Origin of the sequence: Cedecea davisae (genome assembly GCF_044095835.1) — a bacterium.
GTDB classification, from domain to species: Bacteria; Pseudomonadota; Gammaproteobacteria; order Enterobacterales; family Enterobacteriaceae; genus Cedecea; species Cedecea davisae.
Genome location: NZ_CP172054.1, coordinates 528133 through 547887, shown reverse-complemented (window position 1 = coordinate 547887; position 19755 = coordinate 528133). Strand labels below are relative to the sequence as shown.

Below are 19755 nucleotides of genomic sequence, written 5' to 3'. Positions count from 1 at the left end.
GCTCTGTGCTGGAATCGGCAGCCTTATTCACCCTTTGCCGGATGCCCAGCATTGACGATGCAAGCGCCTCAATTTGCCCAACAGGTACTCGACTGGTACCACAAGTATGGGCGCAAAACTCTGCCGTGGCAGCAGGAAAAAACGCCTTATAAAGTCTGGCTCTCGGAAGTGATGCTGCAACAAACGCAGGTCGCGACGGTTATCCCCTACTTTGAACGCTTTATGGCGCGCTTCCCAACCGTTACCGACCTCGCCAACGCTCCGCTGGATGAGGTGCTGCACCTGTGGACCGGCCTGGGCTATTACGCTCGTGCGCGCAATCTGCACAAAGCCGCGCAGCAGGTTGCCGATAAACACGGTGGCGTGTTCCCGGAAACCTATGACGAAGTAGCCGACCTCCCGGGCGTTGGGCGTTCTACAGCCGGAGCGATTCTTTCGCTTTCGCTGGGTAAACACTTCCCCATTCTGGACGGCAACGTTAAGCGCGTTTTGGCTCGCTGCTATACCGTTTCGGGCTGGCCGGGCAAAAAAGATGTTGAAAAACGCCTGTGGGAAATCAGCGAGCAGGTAACGCCGGCCAAAGGCGTTAGCCAGTTTAACCAGGCGATGATGGACCTGGGGGCGATGGTTTGCACTCGCTCAAAACCGAAATGCGAGCTTTGCCCCCTGAGCAACGGCTGCATGGCTTACGCCAACCATAGCTGGGCCAACTATCCCGGCAAAAAACCTAAGGTTACGCTGCCCGAGCGCACTGGCTATATGTTAATGATGCAACAGGGCGACGAGGTCTTCCTCGCTCAGCGCCCTGCCGTGGGCCTGTGGGGCGGGCTGTTCTGCTTCCCGCAATTTACGGACGAGCAGGCGCTGCATAACTGGCTGGAACAGCGGGGAATTCCATCGGATAATCTCACCCAGCTAACCGCCTTCCGCCATACTTTCAGCCATTTCCATTTGGATATTGTGCCTATGTGGCTTCCGGTGTCGTCGCCGGGCGGCTGCATGGATGAAGGAGCGGCTCTCTGGTATAACTTAGCCCAGCCGCCATCCGTCGGACTGGCTGCTCCCGTGGAGCGCCTGTTACAACAATTACGCGTCGAACCGGTCGCTATAGCGCCCGTCCGAGCCGCAGAAGAGGATTAATAATGAGCAGAACTATTTTTTGTACTTACCTGCAGCGCGATGCTGAAGGCCAGGATTTCCAACTCTACCCTGGCGAGCTGGGCAAGCGAATCTATAACGAAATCTCTAAAGAAGCCTGGGCGCTGTGGCAGACTAAACAGACGATGCTTATCAACGAAAGAAAGATGAGCATGATGAACCCGGAACACCGTAAAGAGCTGGAAAACGAGATGGTCAACTTCCTGTTTGAAGGGAAAGACGTCCACATCGAAGGCTTTACCCCGCCGGAAAAACAGTAACCGTCGGCCTCTTTTTGCAAACACAACACGCATACACGGAATGATGAAAAAACTTCTCGCGCTGGCCCTCGTGGCTCCGTTACTCATCTCCTGTTCCAGTAAAAGAGACGGTGATTCTTATAACGAAGCTTATATAAAGGACACCAACGGGTTTGATATTTTGATGGGGCAATTTGCCAACAACATCGAAAATATCTGGGGCATGAAAGAGGTGCTGATCGCCGGTCCTAAAGACTATGTCAAATATACCGATCAGTACCTGACCCGCAGCCACATTAACTTCGACGAAGGTACGATTACCGTTGAAACCATTGCGGGAACTGACCCGGCTGCGCACCTGCGCCAGGCCATCATTACCACCCTGCTGATGGGCGACGATCCGGGTTCTATCGACCTCTATTCCGACGCCAACGACGTGCTTATCTCCAAAGAGCCATTTCTTTACGGACAGGTGGTGGACAACACCGGGCAGCCTATTCGCTGGGAAGGTCGCGCGTCGAAATTTGCCGACTACCTGCTAAAAACTCGTCTTCAGAGCCGCAGTACCGGCCTGAAAATCGTGTATAGCGTTACCATTAACCTGGTGCCAAACCACCTCGATAAACGTGCCCATAAATACATCGGCATGGTGCGCAAAGCCTCGAAGAAATACGGCGTGGATGAGTCGCTGATTCTGGCAATCATGCAGACCGAATCGAGCTTTAACCCTTATGCGGTGAGCCACGCGGACGCACTGGGCCTGATGCAGGTTGTTCAGCACAGCGCCGGGGTAGATGTGTTTAAAGCGCAGGGGAAATGGGGTAAACCGAGCCGCAGCTATCTGTTCGACCCGGAGAGCAACATCGATACCGGCACCGCTTACCTGGCGATTTTGCAGAACAGCTATCTGGGGCAGATTGATAACCCGACCTCACGCCGCTATGCGGTGATTACCGCCTATAACGGCGGCGCGGGCAGCGTGCTTAGAGTGTTCTCAAACGATAAGACTCAGGCGTTTAATCTGATCAACAGCATGGATCCGGGCGACGTTTACCAGACGCTGACCACTCGCCATCCTTCTGCTGAGTCTCGCCATTATCTTTATAAGGTGAATACCGCGCAGAAGAGCTACCGTCGGCGATAGTCCAGAACGTTACCCTCACCCTAACCCTCTCCCTAAAAGGGAGAGGGGATCTTCTGGGAGCAAGTTTGCCCCCTCGCACCACTGGAGAGAGGGATCTTCTGGAAGCTCGTTTACCCCCTCGCCCCTCTGGGGAGAGGGCCGGGGTGAGGGGCAATTTCCTCTTAATTCAACATGTACCCATACAGCCGCTTAATCCCATCGGCATCCGTCTCGCTATACACACCCTGTAGCTCAGGCGAGAAGCCCGGCAGCATGTTCACGCCCTCTTCCAGCGCCAGGAAATAGCGCAGCGCCGCACCGCCCCACGCCTCTCCCGGCACCACGCACAGCACGCCAGGCGGGTAAGGAAGAGCGCCTTCGGCAGCAATGCGCCCTTCTGACTCACTCAGGCGCACCAGCTCGACGTTGCCGCGAATAAACTCGATATTCGCATCCTGCGGGTTCATAACCACTTTCGGCAGGCTCTGCTTGCGGAACATAGCCTTTTGCAGCTCTTTCACCTCGAAGCTGACGTACAGGTCGTGCATCTCCTGGCAGAGCTGGCGCAGCGTGTAGCCCTTGTAGCGCACCGGGTATTTCTGATAGATGGTTGGCAGCACGTCCGCCAGCGGCGTGTCGTCCTCAATATGCTGCTCAAACTGGGCCAGCATTGCCACCAACTGGGCCATTTTCTCGGCGCTTTCGGCCGGAGTAAGCAGGAACAGAATAGAATTGAGATCGGCTTTTTCCGGCACAATCCCGTTTTCACGCAGATAATTAGCGAGGATCGCCGCCGGTACGCCAAATTCGGTGTAATCACCCGTTTGCGGATCGATCCCCGGCGTGGTGAGCAGCAACTTGCAGGGATCGACGAAGTATTCATCCTTCGCATAGCCTTCAAATCCGTGCCAGCGCTCGCCCGGCTCGAAGCTAAAGAAACGACGTTCCTGGGCTATCGTTTGCGTTGGATGATCCTGCCACGGGCGCCCCGCGACTTCCGGCGGAATAAACGGTTTGATCATCTTACAGTTAGCGATGATCGCCTTGCGCGCTTCAATCCCCAGAGCCACGCATTCAGCCCAAAGACGGCGCCCGCTTTCGCCCTGGTGAATTTTGGCGTTCACGTCCAGCGCGGCAAACAGCGGGTAAAACGGGCTGGTTGAAGCATGCAGCATAAAGGCGTTATTCAGCCGCTTATGCGGGCAGAAACGAGCCTGCCCGCGTATATGGTTATCTTTTTTATGGATCTGCGAAGTCTGCGAGAAACCGGCCTGCTGCTTGTGAACCGACTGGGTCACAAAAATTCCCGGATCGTTCTCGTTCAGCTCAAGCAGAAGCGGCGAGCAGTCCGCCATCATCGGAATAAACTGCTCATAGCCCACCCACGCTGAATCAAACAGGATGTAGTCACACAGGTGGCCGATGTTATCCACCACCTGCCTCGCGTTGTAGATTGTACCGTCGTAGGTGCCAAGCTGGATAACCGCCAGGCGGAATGGCCGGGCCTCATTTGCACGTTCCGGTGCGACTTCTGCAATCAGCTCACGCAGATGTTTTTCTTCGAAACAGTGGGCATCAATCCCGCCGATAAAACCAAATGGATTGCGGGAGGCTTCCAGGTAAACCGGCGTCGCTCCGGCCTGAATCAATGCGCCATGATGGTTTGATTTATGGTTGTTGCGGTCAAACAGCACCAAATCCCCGCGCGTCAACAGCGCATTGGTCACCACTTTATTCGCGCCCGATGTCCCGTTCAGAACAAAGTAGGTTTTATCGGCATGGAAGACTTTTGCGGCAAACTTCTGCGCGTGTTTGGCAGAACCTTCATGGATCAGCAAGTCGCCCAGCTTGACGTCGGCATTACACATGTCGGCGCGAAATACGTTTTCACCGAAGAAATCGAAGAACTGGCGGCCAGCCGGATGTTTTTTAAAGAACTCACCGTGCTGATGGCCGGGGCACGCGAAAGTGCTGTTGTCCATCGCCACATATTTGCTCAGGGTGTTGAAGAACGGCGGCAGCAGGTCTTCTTCATAGTCGCTGGCCGCGGTTTCCAGCTCCAGGAAATCCTGTGCTTTACCGCTAATCACGCCCGTAACTTCGGGCAGCTCTTCCACAATGCCCTCGCTGAAGATAAATACCGGCAGATTAAAGCCGGTTCGCTTCAACAGCGCCAGAATGCCACTGCGGCTGTCCGCAATGGAGATGACAACTGCCGCAACATCGGTAAAGTCGGTATCGGCAAGCGTGACCACTTCGCGATGAGTTGAGAGTAATGCCACCACGTCGTGGCTTGCGGCAATTTTCAATGATTTCATAAGCACAAATCCCCGTCTTCAAGGATGAGTGAGTGCCAACCGGCACGGCAAAGGGAAAGTTCCCCGGTGAAGGCGTTCTGAAGGTCTTAGGGTGTGAGTCCACTCCGACCGCCAGACATCAGTAAAACCAGGTCAGCCCTGATTTTACTGTTGTCCTGCAGCGAGCATACGTTGCCCTCACCGCATGGCGAGCAAGGGACTTCGGAAGGAAATAACTGCACGGACGAGCGCTATCCCGAAAGATGCGTGGGAATTGAGAGTGAACATCAAAGCGCCCCGTGGTGGATAAGAAAATTCGCGCAATCATGGCACCTTCTTTCGGCAGGTTCAACCTGAACTCTGTAACAGCCAGCACATAAATCATGCAAACGAACGGCCTTATGCAACAAAGCGATTGACGCGGAATAGGGTTTACGGTTTAATGCGCCCCGTTGCCCGGATAGCTCAGTCGGTAGAGCAGGGGATTGAAAATCCCCGTGTCCTTGGTTCGATTCCGAGTCCGGGCACCACTATTTAGAAAAACCAGCCTACGGGCTGGTTTTTTGCTTTCTGGCGTATGGACTCTTTATCGAACAAGTTCAATTATTCGCCTGAACCTGATACCCACCCTGCGGGCCAGCGCAAGCGCTGTTCAAAAACGTTCCCGACGTTTTTGTACTCGTATCATCTGACACCCACCTCCATGGGAGGTGGGTAATGATTTTTTTATCACTTAGTCAAGAGCGTAGGCAATCACATAGTCACCGCGATCCGGTGACTGACGTCCCCCTCCCGCTGAGATTAAAATATACTGTTTACCCGTTTTCGGTGAGACGTAGCTGACGGGTCCCCCCTGGCTCCCCACCGGCAAGCGAGCCTTCCAGACTTCCTCGCCTGTTGAGGAATTGAAGGCTCGTAGATAGTAATCCTGCGTACCAGCGATAAACACCAGTCCGCCCTGAGTCACCAAAGTACCTCCGAGAGTTGGCATACCCACCGGCATTTTCATCCGCATTTTTATACCAAATGGCCCCGTATCCTGCACTGTGCCTACAGGTACCTGCCAGACAACTTTTTGGGTTTTCAAGTCAATGGCAGAGAGCGTACCGAACGGCGGTTTTTGGCACGGGATGCCCAGCGGTGACATAAAGCGATTTTTATTCACGGAATACGGCGTTCCTTTCATTGGAACGGCCCCCATTCCCGCATTGACCGCTTCGCCACCCGTGTTCGCTACCGCGCTTTGCGGATCCTGCTTAATCAGTTGAACCCACAGCCCCAGCCGCATATCGTTCACGAAGATATAGTGATTGTTCGGGTCGGTAGAAAGACCTCCCCAGTTCATACCGCCAAGAGAGCCCGGATAGCTCAGTGATACATCTGTGCCCGGCACGGTGTAGAGACCGTCATAGCGCATAGATTTAAAGCTGATACGGCAGGCTAGCTGGTCAAACGGCGTAGCTCCCCACATGTCCGATTCTTTTAACGTTTCAGCCCCGATTTGTGGCATCCCGGTCGATTTCGGCTGCGTGGCGGAATATTGCTCGTTAGGAATATCTGATTTTTTGACCGGCACTTCACGAACTTCGGTCAACGGTTTACCCGTCAGACGATCCAGGACAAAAATTTGTCCGGCTTTCGTACCGACCACAACAGCGGGTTTATTACCCTCTTTCGTAGGGAAATCCACCAGACTCGGCTGCATGGGAATATCAAAATCCCAAAGGTCATTGTGGACCGTTTGATAAACCCATTTCTCTTTGCCGGTAGTGGCGTCCAGCGTCAGTATCGACGTGGCGTATTTATGGTCTTCAGGAATACGATCTGCGCCCCATAAATCAACAGACGAGCTTCCCATTGGGATAAATACGGTGTTCATGTCCGCATCCCAGGACATAGGAGCCCAGGAGTTAGCGGAGCTGCGCATGTATTGCTCACCAGGCTTCAGAACATGGTTTGGATCAGGATTACGGGCATCAAACGCCCAGCGCAGTTTTCCCGTAATCACGTCGTAACCACGGATAACACCGCCTGGCATGTCTGTGCTGACGTTGTCAGCCACGCGCCCACCGACCACCACGGTTGTACCGGCAAGTGTCGGTGCTGAAGTCACGACATAGCTCGGATCGTCCGCTTTCCCCATACCCTCTAAAAGACTAACGGTGCCGTTATGGCCAAAATCAGGGCAGTACTGGCCGTTATCAGCATCGAGCGCAATCAGACGATCGTCGATGGTGTTCATCAGAATACGGCGCTGGCAAGCTGCACCCGAGGCGACTTTAGGTTCAATAACAGGGGAAGAACCTGAAATCGTAGGTTTTGCGACCGGTTTGGTAGCATCAAAATAAGCGAGACCACGACACCGCATCCAGATAGCGGATTTCGCATTAATTTCAGCTTTCCAGATCTCTTTCCCGGTATCTGCATCAACTGCAATGACGTTATTGTGCGGCGTGCAAAGGAATACACGATCGCCGACCTGTAATGGCGTTTGCTGATCTTCAGCACCATTACCATCCGGGCTTAAAGGAATATCACCGGTGTGATAGGTCCAGACAGGCTTAAGCTGTTGAATATTATCGCGGTTAATCTGATCGAGAGCAACAAATCGGCTCCCCCCCGCTGTATTACCGTAATGATCCCAGTTTTGCTGTTGCTGGCCCTTATTTACCGGCACCAAAGGTAACTCTTCCCCTTTAAATGCCACCGTCGGATGAGGCTGAAACATTTGAATAAAGGTCGCGCCTATACCAATGATTAATACTGCACAAACGCCGTACGCCCCTTTGGCACGGGCCTTTTTCCCTTCAGATTTACGCAGCCCAGGCCACGCGACAGCAGCCAACAGCAGCAGGCCTGCGGGTACCATCAAACGTGACACCAGCGGCCAGAAATCCATTCCGGCATCGTATAAAGACCAAAGCAGGGTCCCTGCAAATACCAGAGCGAAGACCATAACTGCTGAGGATTTACGACGGAAAAATTGTATTGCGGAAATTAAAGACACAATACCGGCAATCAGAAAATACCAGCTACCCCCTAAGGAGGCTAATTTAATACCCCCAATGATAAAGGCCAGGCTGAACGCCAGTAGGATGATTGACAAAAACAGACAGTAGATACCCAGCCAACCGGTGCGGCGGGAGGAATTTTCATTCATAGTGATTCTCCGAGAAACTTAGGCGAATCTTAACGCCTTTCGAATGAAGGTTTCTACCTTAAACATCCTAAAAACTTTACATATAATTAACCTTCGGTGCGGTTATTAACATAATCGTTCACCTGTCTGGAGGTTCAGGGCGCTAGCCTACCGCACATTTATCTTGATAAACGCCTGCGGTGCAGTCGCCCCTCCTGGCTCTATTACCCCTGTTCCGACAACCGGTTACTGCTTATCCTTCACCACAATCAGCGGTTCGATATCGCTCTCTTTCTTAATCACCAGCGAATCATCCCCGCGCAGGCAGGTGCCACCGTAGCTTCCGCCGACGGTAAAGGTGCATACCTGAATATACTTGCCGTCTACGTTTGGCAGACACCACAGCTGCTGGTAAATATTCTTGCGATCCACAAAGTTGCCGCTGGTTTTATCCAGCAGTTCATCGTGGTGGCTGATAAGGTCGATATTGCTCCCACAGCGCCCGGCTATCGGTTTTACCGCATAGCCGGTTTTTGCCAGCAGCTCATTGACTTCGAAGTCGGTATCCAGCAGGTAACGGTGGTTCGGGAACAGCTGCCACAGCACCGGCAGAATAGCTTTATTTCCCGGAATAACCGTCCACAGCGGCTCAAACACCAGCACCTCCGGGCGCAGCAGCACGTCAATCAGCCTCACCTCGTTCTGAGGATGCCCGGTGCGTATCGGTACCGCCGCATATTCGGTTTCACTTACCTCACGAATTTGCTCGATGGCCGTTTCCCACGCCCAGGTCTTCCATACGCAGTTGACCGGCCGCCCGTCGCTATCAATAAGCTGCCCCGCAGCATCCCAGCTCAGCTCGCCGAGACCATGCAAGATTTTGGTGTCAAACCCGGCCTGCATCAGCGAACGCTGCATAAACAGGGCGTGGTAATCTTCCTCGGAGTCGTTATCCTGCATAATATGAACAAACGGCCTGGCACTGCTGTGCTTCCATGCACCCGTTAGCTCTTCAAGCAGCCCCTCCGCCGGGTTGTGTCCGGTTCCGCGATAGCCCGTTTTCACCCACTCTTCGAGGATCAATCCACCTTCGGTATGGCAGGAAGCAGAATCGGCGTTGTACTCATAAACCTTCAACCCGCGCTCATCCATACAGAAATCCATGCGCCCGGTAACCATCTGGTGCCGACGCCACTGCCAGGACAACCGCAGGCGCGGCCAGAGGATTTTCGGAATATCAAAAAGCGCCAGCAGGTTATCGTCTTTCAACACTTTATCCGTTGCATGGAGGTACATCAGATGCAGCTCGTTGGTCGCCTTAATCAGCTCCTGCTCTGCGGTTTCGGTAATGGTGAAATACTGGCAGGGATCTTTATTAATAAAGTGGCCATTCGCCCCGATATAAGCCCGCTGTAAAGCATCTTTTTCATTCAGCCATTTACCGTCGAACTGCCGTTTATTAGCCAGGCGAGCGCCGCCAATTTTTAACGCATCTCCGCCAATATCGGGCTGTGGAAGGCTGTGTTCGCTATCCTCAGTCTGGATCATCCAGCCAAGAATCGAGGTATCCTCGAAGGTATCTTGCAGGGTGTAGAGGCCGTCCTGCTCAACCAGGGTCAACTCGCGCGTCCATTGCTGCCCGGCAGGTAGAGGGGCGTGAATGACATTCTGTTCGGCAATGCGTACTTTATTCCCCACAAGCTGGGTAACAACGGCTACATGCCCGGTTTCATCGAACTCACCGCCTTTCTGCCAGATAAGCAGCGCGCCGGCTTCAGGCGCACGTTTAGAGCCGTTAGCAAACGCCTGAAGCGGAAGAATATTGTCGTTGATTACCTGGCGTAAAAAGCGCAGAGAGAAGATTTCCCACGCCATGCCAACGTCGGTAAACACAAAGCCATAGTTCAGAAACAGGAAACGGCGTGCGAACTCAACGCACTGCCATTTGTGGCCCATGTATTCGTTGCCGATGTAGCTACGGAACTCGGCATCTTCGGGGTAGTTTCGCGGGTCGAGGCTGCCGTAATTAGAAGAGTAAATCGCTACGCCGCCCGGGGCATAGCCTAACAACGTCCCAAAAGGCGCATCACTATCTGGTGTTACTGTATGCATGTATCCAACCTATAACAGGCAGGCGGCAAAGGTAACGATAATTGTCGTCTGCACGTTGAAATTAACCTGACAGAGGAAGCTTTATCATACACCTGCATCCCAGGCTTTGTGCAGTGCCGCTTCGTTTAAACTGAACGGCAGCAAACGCGGCCATAATCTACACGCGAGATATATTTCCCAATATTCAATTCATTCATCAAAGAATATTTCATACAACTTAAAAAAACCACTCAGAGTTATTTTCTACAGCATATATTAAGATAACTAATTATTGAGTTTTAGTTGGCCGAGGCCGTTCAAAAAAATATCATCAATAAAAACGGCAATAGCATTATATCTTTCTCTAAAGATGACCTCGCCAAAACAAAAGAGTACTGGACTGAAGAGCGATTAAAAAAAGCAACACCTATGGAAGCACCAGAAATTACAGAGCAAGAAATAGATAAAATGAAAAAGGAAAAAAACTCAGCTAGTTAGCCCTAAAATAATAGCAAAACCTGGCCCATCCAAAAACGCCGCCCGGACACCAGCAAAAACAGGTGTTCCATCAGAAGCTGACGTCGATGAGTACCCTTTTAACACTGCCGGGGTACTCTATTTTACTGAAGGTGATGGCGGTGAGCATCGTTGCTCTGCGCAATTTGTTGCCCCAAATGTTCTATTGACGGCAGCCCACTGCATCAGGAATAAAGAAACAGGGGAGTATTATACCAACTTTAAATTCCACCAGGGCTACCGCAAAGGCAAAGAAAAAGGCATTATTTATGGTATCTCAGCAGCCACTCGTGACTCCTGGGTCGTAGGTGAAGGAGAAGACACAAACAGAAAAGTCGATTACGGTTTTATTATAACCGAGACCGAAACTCTGACTAGCTGGATAGGGGCGGAAATAGGTTTTAAACATGACCATTTGTATGCCATAGGTTATCCATCAAACTACTCAGATGGTAAAATTTTGCAGAAAGTTAAGGGGCATAACGCTGGTGTAGAGGATGGGGTTGCGGCAATGTCCGATAACCCTTATGAGTCAGGCGCCAGCGGCGGCGCATGGATAGTAGATAAAGAAGATGGAAGCTTTGCCATCGGTAATAACGCATCACATAAACATGACGATCCCAACACCGACTACGGTCCTTATTATGACCACAAATTTGAGTCACTTTATGATGAGGTCGCATCCCAGGCTACAAAACTGGGAATCAAAAAATAGACAGAATGAAAGATAAAAGCATGCCGGTAGCCCGGCATGCTTTTTACTAAACACAGTGCAGACAGACATCACGCCCAACACATTCTACCTTTCCCCATACGCGTCGCTGTTCACCCAGGCGTGATCTTTCTCCCAGCTAAACATCCACTTGCGCACCGGCCCGGCCATTACGTTGAGGTAATAACTGTCGTACCCGGCCATAGTAGCAACAGGGTGGTAACCTTTGGGCACCATTACTACATCTTTGTCGTACACGGCCATACATTCGTCGAGCGTGCGGTCGTCAGTGTATACACGCTGCATGCAGAAGCCCTGCGGTGGGTTCAGGCGATGATAATAAGTTTCTTCGAGATACGTTTCATTTGGCGGATTATCGGTATCGTGCTTGTGGCTTGGGTACGAGCTGGTGCAGCCTTCATTGGTGTAAACCTCCACCACAAGCAGGCTGTCTGCCGGTTTATCTTCCGGCAGAATGTTATGCACATAACGCTGATTATGGCCTTTGCCGCGGGCTTCGGCGTCAATGTCCTGCGGGGCGATAAGCCGCGTGGAGTAAGTCCCTTTACCCGGCGCCGAGCACACCGCCAGCTCAAGATGCGTAAGCGCCTCAACCTTAATCGCCTCGCCGGATGTCACGTAAACCGCCCAGGGCTTACGGCGCTCAAAAGGACTCATGCGGTCACCAATTTCGGGGAAACGAGCAAGCGGCGTATCGATAGTGGCGTGCCCCGCAACCAGCACCAGACAGCGCTCTTCTTCTACCGCAGGCAGGTCCAGCCGCTGACCCTCGCGTAGCTGGTAGACTTCAAAACCGACGTAGCCCCATCCCGCGCTTTCAGGCGTAATCCGCTGAGTTTGCCCTTTAGGGCCCGGCAGTTGCCCGCGAGAAAGTAATCTGGACATTTCCCCTCCTTAAATCAGCCCGGCATGGCGTGCCAGCTGGCTCAAATTATTGTAGCCAAGGCGCGCGTAAGTGAGCGGATGTGCAACAGCAGGATCCTGCTCGGCCTCAACCACCAGCCAGCCCTGATAACCCTGTTTTTTCAGCAGAGCCATAATCGGTGGGTAGTTAACGCTGCCGTCGCCAGGTACGGTAAATACGCCGCTCAGCACCGCGTCGAGGAAGCTGGTTTTACGGTTTTTCACATCTGCCAGCACCGCCGCGCGCACGTCTTTGCAGTGCACATGGTTAATGCGGGAGAGCCAGCGCTCGGCCACGGCAAGCGGGTCGGCTCCGGCAAAGGTCAAATGGCCGGTATCCAGCAGCAGCCCAACTTCCGGGCCGGTATGAAGCATTAGATTATCCACGTCCTCGGCGCTTTCAATCACCGTTCCCATATGGTGGTGGTAGGCAATCTGCACGCCCTGCTGCTGCGTATAGCGAGCAAATTCGGTGAGCTTCTCGCCGTACTCTCCCCAGCGCTCAGCCGGGAAACGCGGGCGCAGGTGAACAGGCGTTTGCTGCTCGCCGTGAATACAATGAGAAACTTCAGCAAATACCAGCACCTTCGCGCCCAGCTCACGCAGCAGCGTTAAGTGCGGCTGCACGGCCTCTATTTCCTGTTCAACAGAGCGTTCTAGCAGGCGGCCTGAATACCAGCCAGAGACCAGTTTTAAATCATGCTTGCGGAGAATCGGCCCCAGAATACCGGCCTCGCGTGGGAATTTATTTCCCAGTTCAAAACCTTCAAACCCCGCTTCTTTTCCCTCGCTGAGACAGGTTTCCAGCGGCGTATCGGCCCCCAAAGAAGGAAGATCGTCGTTGGTCCAGGTCAGCGGGTTAATGCCTAAATGCACGGTCATGATGCTCTCCTTAATGTTGATTCAGTCCGCGCTCGCGCCACAGGGCGATCAGCCGCAGGTAATTGTCCCGGATGCGAGCCACCAGCTGCGCATCGTCGATATCTCGTTTTAACCAGGCCTGAGACGCTTCGCCGAACAGCGTGCGCCCAACCGCGAAGCCTTTAACTATTGGGTAGCCAGCGGCGGCATTAAAGCCTTCACTCAGCACCTCCACCGGGGCATCCAGACCGAGGATCACTACGCCACGGCAGTGCGGGTCGCGCTGTTCTACCAGCCTGCTCAGCGCCGCCCAGCCATCGCTGGAAAGCGGCGGGAGTTTCCACCAGTCCGGGTAAATGCCGAGATTGTAAAAACGCGAAATGGCCCGCAGGTACAGCTCGTCGCTGCGCGGCATATCGGCAGGCAGAATCACCTCCAGCAGCAGCTCATGGCCGGACTGACAGCAGGCGCGATAGACCTCGGCAATTTTCTGTTCCTGTTCAAGCCGCAGGGCATGGGCGTCTTCCGGGTGGAAAAACACCAGGCACTTGACGATGTGTTCCTGCGGCCAGCTGATGAGCTGAGAGCCGATGTTGCCGTGCTCCATCTCCAGCGGACGGGAGCCTGGCAGCTCTATCGGCCTGCCAATCCACCAGCCTTCTCCGGTAATCGAGTTAAGCGCGTCCTGGCCAAAGGTACCGTCACACAGCAGCCCGGCTTTCCCTTCCAGCTCTGCAAGCCCGGCGGCCTCGCGGCTGGCCTGCAAAATAAGCTGCTTGAGAACCGGAATGCGCCGCAGGTCGGCCCCGCTTTTGAGCGCCATCTCTTCAAGCTGGCTGCGGTGGTCAAAAGCCATGACGCAGAGTTCAGGCCACTGGCGACGGCGGGTTGTTACGCGGTGAAGGTGGTTCAGGCGAGCATCAAGATCGGGGCGTGGAACCTGGTGCTCACGCGCCAGATAATCATCCAGCTCTATTTTGCTCGGCATTGCGGGCGCGCAGCCGTGGCGCGAAACCACCAGCGCCCCGCAGGCATTGGCGTAGCGGCAGGCCTGCTCCCAGCCTTCGTCATTGAGATAGCCGCGCAGCAGCCCGGACATAAATGCGTCCCCCGCGCCCAGTACGTTGAGTACTTCCACGCGCACGCCGCTGACGTTGATGCCGCCGTCCAGCGAGGCGGGGATAGTGCCGATAAACACCGAGCAACCTTGCGCCCCGCGCTTGCAAACCAGCGTTGCCTCAGTGGTCCCGCGTACATTTTTCAGAGCGGCCAGCGTGTCGGTTGAGCCGCCAGCGATGTGGAATTCTTCTTCCGTGCCGACGATAACGTCAAACAGATGAAGCACTGACTGTAACTGCTGCGTGACCTGCTCAGCGGCGACAAAGCGCGTCTCGCCGTCCCCCAGAGAAGTCAGCCCCCAAAGCACCGGGCGGTAATCTATATCCAGCACAGTGCGCACATCGTTTCGCCGCGCATAATTCAATGCGGTCAGAACTGCCTCACGGGTGCGCGGGTTGGAAAGGTGCGTGCCGGTGATAGCCAGGCTGCGGGAAGATGCAATGTAGTCCTCACTGAAGTCGTCGGCGGTAATCGCCATATCCGCGCAGTTGTCGCGGTAAAAAATCAGCGGGAAGGTATCCCTGTCTTTAATCCCAAGGAGTACCAGCGCCGTCAGCCGTTCGCTGTCGGTAATCAAGTGGCTGGTATCGCAGCCGACCTGGCTAAGTTCCTCGCGTAAAAAACGCCCCATGTGCTCGTCGCCAACGCGCGCCAGCATTGACGATTTAAGCCCCTGCCGCGCCGTGCCGTATGCCACATTTCCGGAGGAGCCGCCAAGATAGCGAGCAAAGCTGCTGGCATCCTCCAGCCGCGCGCCTATTTGCTGGCTGTAGAGATCTACCGCGACCCGCCCCATGCAAATCAGATCCAACTGCTTTTGTTTCATGCTTCGTCCTCAAACAATGTCAGATACGTTTACCCAGCGACCCTGGCGGTGAGACAGGGCGATAGCATCGAGGATGCGCGAGACTTTCCAGCCCTCTTCAAAATCTGGCCACAGCGGCTTACCGGCAGCAATGCCGTCGATCAGGTCACGCACTTCAACGGCTTTTTGATCGTTAAAGCCGATGCCGTGCCCGGCCCCCATGCAGAACGATCCGTAATCCGGGTGAGCCGGGCCGGTCAGCAGAGTACGAAAGCCCTGCCGACCTTCAGGATCGCTTTGCAGATAGAGCTTTAGCTCCGCCATGCGCTCCTGGGTAAAGCTAATCGCGCCTTTGGTGCCGGTTATCGTCCACGTCAGCCCCATTTTTCGGCCGCTTGCCACGCGTGAAGTCTCGATAACGCCCTGCGCACCGCCCTCAAACCGCACCAGGGCATGGGCCTGATCTTCGTTTTCGACGGCGATCATTTCGCTACTGCCCGCAGAAGCCGGGCGCTGCGGCACAACAATCTTCAGGTCGCCGCACACCTCACGAATATCGCCGACCAGGTATTGCGCCATATTGACAATATGCGCGGCCAGATCCCCAAGCGCCCCGAGACCCGCGGTCTCTTTAAAACAGTGCCAGTGGATCGGCGAAAGCGGATCGGCCATGTAATCTTCGTTATGCGTCCCGTAAAAGTGGATGACTTCGCCTATTTCGCCGCGCTCGATTATCTGCTTTGCCAGCTGCGCGGTCGGGTTCTTCATATAGTTGAAGCCCACCAGCGTTTTTACCCCAGCGAGATCCGCAGCATCCACCATCAGCCTTGCGTCACGGGCATTGAGCGCCAGCGGCTTTTCCGAATAGACGTGTTTGCCGTGGCGGATAGCCTCCAGCGCCATCTCTTTATGCAGATGGTTCGGTGAACAGATGTCCACCACGTCGATATTTGGGTCAGCTACCAGCTCGCGCCAGTCGCCGGTAGAGCGGTTAAAACCAAATGCCGCGGCGCGTTTTGCCGCCAGCTCGGGCGTCACTTCAGCCACCATTTCGCGTACCAGCTCGCCCTGTAAATCAAATACCGTCGGCGCCTGGGCATAGGCGATGGCGTGGGCTTTACCGATGTAGCCTGTGCCGATTAACCCAATTCTGACCTGTTTCATATATTGACCCTTCCTCAAAGCGCGCCGCGACGGTTCTTGGCGTAAGTATCAAACGCTACCGCCAGCACGATGATCAGCCCGGTAATAATCTGCTGGTAGTAAGCAGAAACGTTCATCAGCACCAGGCCATTGATCAGGATACCCATGATGATCGCGCCGATAATGGTGCCGCTGATCCGCCCGTATCCGCCCATCAATGAGGTTCCGCCGATAACAACCGAGGCGATTACTCGTAGCTCAAAGGAGATCCCGGCCACCGCCTCAGCGCTGCCCAAACGGGCGCTGAGTACAAAGCCCGCCAGCCCGGCAAGGCAGCCAATCAGGACATATACGCTGACCAGCACACGCTTAACATTGACCCCGGCCAGGCGAGCGGCCTCCGGGTTGCCGCCGATGGCGTACACAAAGCGCCCCCAGCGGGTTTTATGCAGCGCCAGATAACCCAGAACGGCAACAATGGCGAAGATCCAGATTGGGATTGAGATCCCCAGCATTTCGCCGCGTCCCCACCAGCGGTAGCCTGGGTCGAAGCCCGCAATCGGCGCGCCGTCGTTGATGACCAGCGTCAGGCCGCGCCAGATGGTCATGCCGCCGAGGGTGACAATAAAGGGAGGCAGGCGCAGGCGGGTTACGCCCAGGCCGTGAAGGAAGCCGATAACCGTGCCCAGCGCCAGGCAGATCCCAAGCCCCAGCAGCCAGCTAAAGCCGCCCCATGCGTTGGGATCGACGGTGGTAAAGTTGTCACCTTTGATAACATAAGCCGCGGTCATCGCGCAGACGGCCAGGATAGAGCCAACGGACAGGTCGATCCCCGCAGTCAGGATCACAAAAGTCATGCCAACCGCGATGATCCCGTAGATAGAAACTTCGGTAAGGATGTTGAAAATATTACGTTCAGTCAGGAAGTTACTGTTCTGCGACTGGAAGAAGATCAGCAGCAGGAACATAAAGATCAGCACCCCGAAGCGTTCGAAGAAAGCAATTGGATCGAAGCGTGAAGCCTTCTTCGCTGGGGTCTCGGATTTGGAAATTATTTGCGTCATGGGCTCCCCCGTTATGCGGCACTTAAGGCGCTATGGTTGATGGCCATCATGGTCATCAGCCGTTCTTCGTTGGCGTCGTCGCCGTGCAGTTCGCCGGTTATACGCCCTTCGCTCAGGGTGATTATCCGGTCGGATACCGCCAGAATTTCCGGCAGATCGGAAGAGATAACGATCACCGCCACGCCCTGCTTAGCCATGTCGAAAAGCACCTGATGAACTTCCGATTTAGTTCCTACATCGATGCCGCGCGTGGGTTCATCGACAATAAGCACCCTGGGGTTAAGCGCCATGCAGCGTGCCAGAATGACCTTTTGCTGGTTGCCGCCCGAGAGCTTTCGCACTTCCTGTTCGGCGTTAACCATCTTGATTTGCAGCGCCTGGCGGTAAGCCTCAATCAGCGCATCTTCCTTGCGCGGGCTAACGAAATAGCGCCACGTCAGCAGCGATGACAGGCTGGAAAGCGTCAGGTTGTCGCGGATAGACAGCCCCAGCACCGCGCCCTCCTTTTTTCGATCTTCCGGTACCAGAGCGATGCCCTGGTCTAAGGCATGCATTGGGTTTTGCGGCTGGTAGGGCTTGCCGTCCAGCTCAAAGCTGCCGGTGGTAAATTTGTCCGCCCCAAACAGGCAGCGGGCCACTTCCGTTCTTCCCGCCCCCACCAGGCCCGCAATGCCAAGCACTTCCCCGGCGTGAACACGGAAGCTGATATCTTTCAGCGCGATGCCGTGCGGGTCGAGCGGCGGCTTCTCCCGGCTTAACCCCTTCACGGACAGGCGAACGGGCTTATCTTCATGGTGGGTAAGGCTGGAATCACGGCGGTTAAACACCACGTCGCGGCCAACCATCAGGCGAATGATCTGCTCGACGTTGGTTCCGGCAACCTCGCCGCTGCCGGTGAAGCGCCCATCCTGAAACACCGTAAAGCGGTCGCACAGCTGGAACACTTCATGCAGGCGGTGGGTCACGTAGATAATACTGACCCCGCGCCCTTTGAGTTCACGAACCACGCGATGCAGGCTTTCAACTTCACTGTCGCTAAGTGCAGCAGAAGGCTCATCCATAATGATGAGTTTGGCGTTAAGCGTCAGCGCCCGGGCAATCTCCACCATCTGCTGCTGCGCCACGCTAAGACGGGCAACGGCGGTAGTGGGCGCAACGTTGAGCTGCAAATAGTCCAGAATGACCTGCGCTTCCTGGTTTACCGCTTTGCTATCAACAATGAGGTTGCGGCGGCGCGGTTCCCGGCCAAGGAACATGTTTTCCGCCACCGTCATGTTGGGCAGCAGGTTAAACTCCTGGTAAATGGTAATAATGCCCTTGTTCTGGCGCTCTACCGGCGAATCCTCCAGAGCAAGCGCTTCCCCGTTAAACCAGATTTCACCGCGAGTTTGCGGCTGCGCTCCGGCCAGCGCTTTTAGCAGCGTGGATTTTCCCGCGCCGTTCTCCCCGAGCAGGGCATGAATTTCGCCTTGCCCGACGGTGAGCTGGGCGCTGGTCAACGCCCACACGCCGGAGAAACTTTTCGCCAGGTCGGTCACTTTTAATAAGGGTTGCGACATCAGACTGCTCCTCTGTAGCGCCCGCCGGACGGCGGGCGCGGTCAGGCTTATTGACCGGCTTCGCCGATACGCTCTGCTTGATCGAGGTTATCTTTGGTGATCATGGTCGGCGCGTAGTCCGCCCCGGTGATCTCCTTTTTCTCGCGGATATTGGCCACCAGCTGGCTCATCGCCGTTTTCACCGCAAAACCCGGGCGCTGATCGGCCGTTGCCGCCAGCCAGCCATCACGCACTCGCGCCAGCGCTTCCGGTACGGCGTCAAAGCCGGTAACCATGACTTCGCCCGGCTTCATTCCCTGCCCCTTCAGCGCTTCGATAGCCCCCAGCGCCATATCGTCGTTAGCCGAGAGGATCACCTGAGGTTTTTTCGGCAGAGAAGGCAGCACGCTTTCAACAATGCGCATCCCTTCGGAACGCATCCAGTTACCCGTTTGATCGGCAACTATCTTGTATTTATCACCGCCCGCTTTCAGGCCGTCGCGTATCCCTTTAGTACGTTCGATGTTGGAAGAGGAGCCAGGCTGGCCGGTAAGCAGGATAATCTCCGCTCCGTTGGGGAATTTGGATTTCACAAAGTCCGCCACCGCCTGGCCGCCTTTGTAGTTGTTCGCCCCGAAGTGCGGAACTTTTTTATCGCTGACAACCGAGCGGTCTAGCGTGACTACCGGCAGCTTCGCGTCCTGGATTTCTCCTACCGCGCTGGACACCGCATTAACGTCGTTAGGCGAAACAATAAATCCCTGTGCGCCGCGGGTAATGGCGTTTTCCAGGTCAGCCACCTGCTTCGGCGAGCTGCCCTGGCTGTCCAGCACCTGCAATTTCACGCCCATATCCTGGGCGGCTTTGACCGCAGTACGCTGCATATGAACCTCAAACGGCATTGCCAGGTTCGGGGTACTAAAAACAATCTGCTCGTTTTCGGCCAATGCCGAAGTGGTGGTCAGGGCGATGAGGGCGGCGAGGATGAGCTTTTTCATTATTCTCTCTCTTATGTGTGTAGGGTCT

At 54.7% G+C, this 19755-nt stretch carries 15 protein-coding genes and 1 tRNA gene; 6 read left to right on the top strand and 10 right to left on the bottom strand.

Translation table 11 applies throughout. The annotated features are described in order from the left end of the window. Nucleotides 1-51: 51 nt before the first annotated feature. The 3 genes from mutY to mltC are packed head-to-tail and all read left to right on the top strand — an operon-like array spanning nucleotide 52 to nucleotide 2541. Complete coding sequence (gene mutY / locus ACG1VR_RS03075) at nucleotides 52-1140, top strand: A/G-specific adenine glycosylase (protein ID WP_039898818.1); 1089 nt, start codon at nucleotides 52-54, stop codon at nucleotides 1138-1140. Between the two features lie 2 nt (nucleotides 1141-1142). Beyond that, nucleotides 1143-1418 carry an oxidative damage protection protein gene (locus ACG1VR_RS03070; RefSeq protein WP_016538178.1) on the top strand — a complete coding sequence of 92 codons (276 nt, stop codon included), beginning with the start codon at nucleotides 1143-1145 and terminating at the stop codon, nucleotides 1416-1418. A gap of 43 nt (nucleotides 1419-1461) precedes the next feature. Then, entirely contained in the window at nucleotides 1462-2541 is a 1080-nt protein-coding gene (mltC, locus tag ACG1VR_RS03065; RefSeq protein WP_115586331.1) for a membrane-bound lytic murein transglycosylase MltC, read from the top strand. A 161-nt stretch (nucleotides 2542-2702) separates the two neighbouring features. Here the strand turns inward: mltC and ACG1VR_RS03060 are convergent, their stop codons facing one another. After that, a complete protein-coding gene (locus tag ACG1VR_RS03060; RefSeq protein ID WP_395490187.1) occupies nucleotides 2703-4838 on the bottom strand; it encodes an ornithine decarboxylase in 2136 nt (711 codons plus the stop codon). Between the two features lie 433 nt (nucleotides 4839-5271). Here ACG1VR_RS03060 and ACG1VR_RS03055 point away from each other — a divergent pair. Further along, nucleotides 5272-5347 (top strand) — tRNA-Phe (locus ACG1VR_RS03055). Between the two features lie 203 nt (nucleotides 5348-5550). Here ACG1VR_RS03055 and ACG1VR_RS03050 read toward each other — a convergent pair. Continuing rightward, complete coding sequence (locus tag ACG1VR_RS03050; RefSeq protein WP_395490186.1) at nucleotides 5551-7977, bottom strand: glucose/quinate/shikimate family membrane-bound PQQ-dependent dehydrogenase; 2427 nt, start codon at nucleotides 7975-7977, stop codon at nucleotides 5551-5553. Nucleotides 7978-8202: 225 nt separating this feature from the next. Next, a complete protein-coding gene (gene gss, locus ACG1VR_RS03045; RefSeq protein WP_395490185.1) occupies nucleotides 8203-10068 on the bottom strand; it encodes a bifunctional glutathionylspermidine amidase/synthase in 1866 nt (621 codons plus the stop codon). 282 nt (nucleotides 10069-10350) lie between these two features. Between gss and ACG1VR_RS03040 the strand changes: the two genes are divergently transcribed. Then, nucleotides 10351-10545, top strand: a complete 195-nt coding sequence (locus tag ACG1VR_RS03040; RefSeq protein WP_395490184.1) for a hypothetical protein — start codon at nucleotides 10351-10353, stop codon at nucleotides 10543-10545. Nucleotides 10546-10552: 7 nt separating this feature from the next. Then, nucleotides 10553-11278: a trypsin-like serine peptidase gene (locus ACG1VR_RS03035; RefSeq protein ID WP_395491049.1), complete on the top strand. Its 726-nt coding sequence runs from the start codon at nucleotides 10553-10555 to the stop codon at nucleotides 11276-11278. A gap of 84 nt (nucleotides 11279-11362) precedes the next feature. Here the strand turns inward: ACG1VR_RS03035 and iolB are convergent, their stop codons facing one another. Genes iolB through ACG1VR_RS03000 form a run of 7 tightly spaced genes read right to left on the bottom strand, consistent with a single transcriptional unit; the run spans nucleotide 11363 to nucleotide 19727 of the window. Beyond that, the gene (gene iolB / locus ACG1VR_RS03030) at nucleotides 11363-12181 is read right to left on the bottom strand and encodes a 5-deoxy-glucuronate isomerase (protein ID WP_395490183.1); all 819 of its coding nucleotides are present in this window, start codon (nucleotides 12179-12181) and stop codon (nucleotides 11363-11365) included. 9 nt (nucleotides 12182-12190) lie between these two features. Continuing rightward, nucleotides 12191-13081: a myo-inosose-2 dehydratase gene (gene iolE, locus ACG1VR_RS03025; protein WP_395490182.1), complete on the bottom strand. Its 891-nt coding sequence runs from the start codon at nucleotides 13079-13081 to the stop codon at nucleotides 12191-12193. 10 nt (nucleotides 13082-13091) lie between these two features. After that, entirely contained in the window at nucleotides 13092-14975 is a 1884-nt protein-coding gene (iolC, locus tag ACG1VR_RS03020) for a 5-dehydro-2-deoxygluconokinase (RefSeq protein WP_395491048.1), read from the bottom strand. A gap of 39 nt (nucleotides 14976-15014) precedes the next feature. After that, complete coding sequence (locus ACG1VR_RS03015) at nucleotides 15015-16148, bottom strand: Gfo/Idh/MocA family protein (RefSeq protein ID WP_016538194.1); 1134 nt, start codon at nucleotides 16146-16148, stop codon at nucleotides 15015-15017. A gap of 14 nt (nucleotides 16149-16162) precedes the next feature. Further along, entirely contained in the window at nucleotides 16163-17191 is a 1029-nt protein-coding gene (locus ACG1VR_RS03010) for an ABC transporter permease (protein WP_172568986.1), read from the bottom strand. An 11-nt stretch (nucleotides 17192-17202) separates the two neighbouring features. After that, nucleotides 17203-18750, bottom strand: a complete 1548-nt coding sequence (locus tag ACG1VR_RS03005; protein ID WP_016538196.1) for a sugar ABC transporter ATP-binding protein — start codon at nucleotides 18748-18750, stop codon at nucleotides 17203-17205. A gap of 47 nt (nucleotides 18751-18797) precedes the next feature. Then, the gene (locus ACG1VR_RS03000) at nucleotides 18798-19727 is read right to left on the bottom strand and encodes a sugar ABC transporter substrate-binding protein (RefSeq protein WP_227318110.1); all 930 of its coding nucleotides are present in this window, start codon (nucleotides 19725-19727) and stop codon (nucleotides 18798-18800) included. Between the last annotated feature and the right edge of the window lie 28 nt (nucleotides 19728-19755).

Excerpts from the sequence above, each read along its gene's own strand:
- ACG1VR_RS03070 (WP_016538178.1), top strand. The coding sequence starts at position 1,143 with ATGAGCAGAACTATTTTTTGTACTTACCTGCAGCGCGATGCTGAAGGC.
- mltC (WP_115586331.1), top strand. The coding sequence starts at position 1,462 with ATGAAAAAACTTCTCGCGCTGGCCCTCGTGGCTCCGTTACTCATCTCC.
- ACG1VR_RS03060 (WP_395490187.1), bottom strand. The coding sequence starts at position 4,838 with ATGAAATCATTGAAAATTGCCGCAAGCCACGACGTGGTGGCATTACTC.
- ACG1VR_RS03050 (WP_395490186.1), bottom strand. The coding sequence starts at position 7,977 with ATGAATGAAAATTCCTCCCGCCGCACCGGTTGGCTGGGTATCTACTGT.
- gss (WP_395490185.1), bottom strand. The coding sequence starts at position 10,068 with ATGCATACAGTAACACCAGATAGTGATGCGCCTTTTGGGACGTTGTTA.
- iolB (WP_395490183.1), bottom strand. The coding sequence starts at position 12,181 with ATGTCCAGATTACTTTCTCGCGGGCAACTGCCGGGCCCTAAAGGGCAA.
- iolE (WP_395490182.1), bottom strand. The coding sequence starts at position 13,081 with ATGACCGTGCATTTAGGCATTAACCCGCTGACCTGGACCAACGACGAT.
- iolC (WP_395491048.1), bottom strand. The coding sequence starts at position 14,975 with ATGGGGCGGGTCGCGGTAGATCTCTACAGCCAGCAAATAGGCGCGCGG.
- ACG1VR_RS03015 (WP_016538194.1), bottom strand. The coding sequence starts at position 16,148 with ATGAAACAGGTCAGAATTGGGTTAATCGGCACAGGCTACATCGGTAAA.
- ACG1VR_RS03010 (WP_172568986.1), bottom strand. The coding sequence starts at position 17,191 with ATGACGCAAATAATTTCCAAATCCGAGACCCCAGCGAAGAAGGCTTCA.
- ACG1VR_RS03005 (WP_016538196.1), bottom strand. The coding sequence starts at position 18,750 with ATGTCGCAACCCTTATTAAAAGTGACCGACCTGGCGAAAAGTTTCTCC.
- ACG1VR_RS03000 (WP_227318110.1), bottom strand. The coding sequence starts at position 19,727 with ATGAAAAAGCTCATCCTCGCCGCCCTCATCGCCCTGACCACCACTTCG.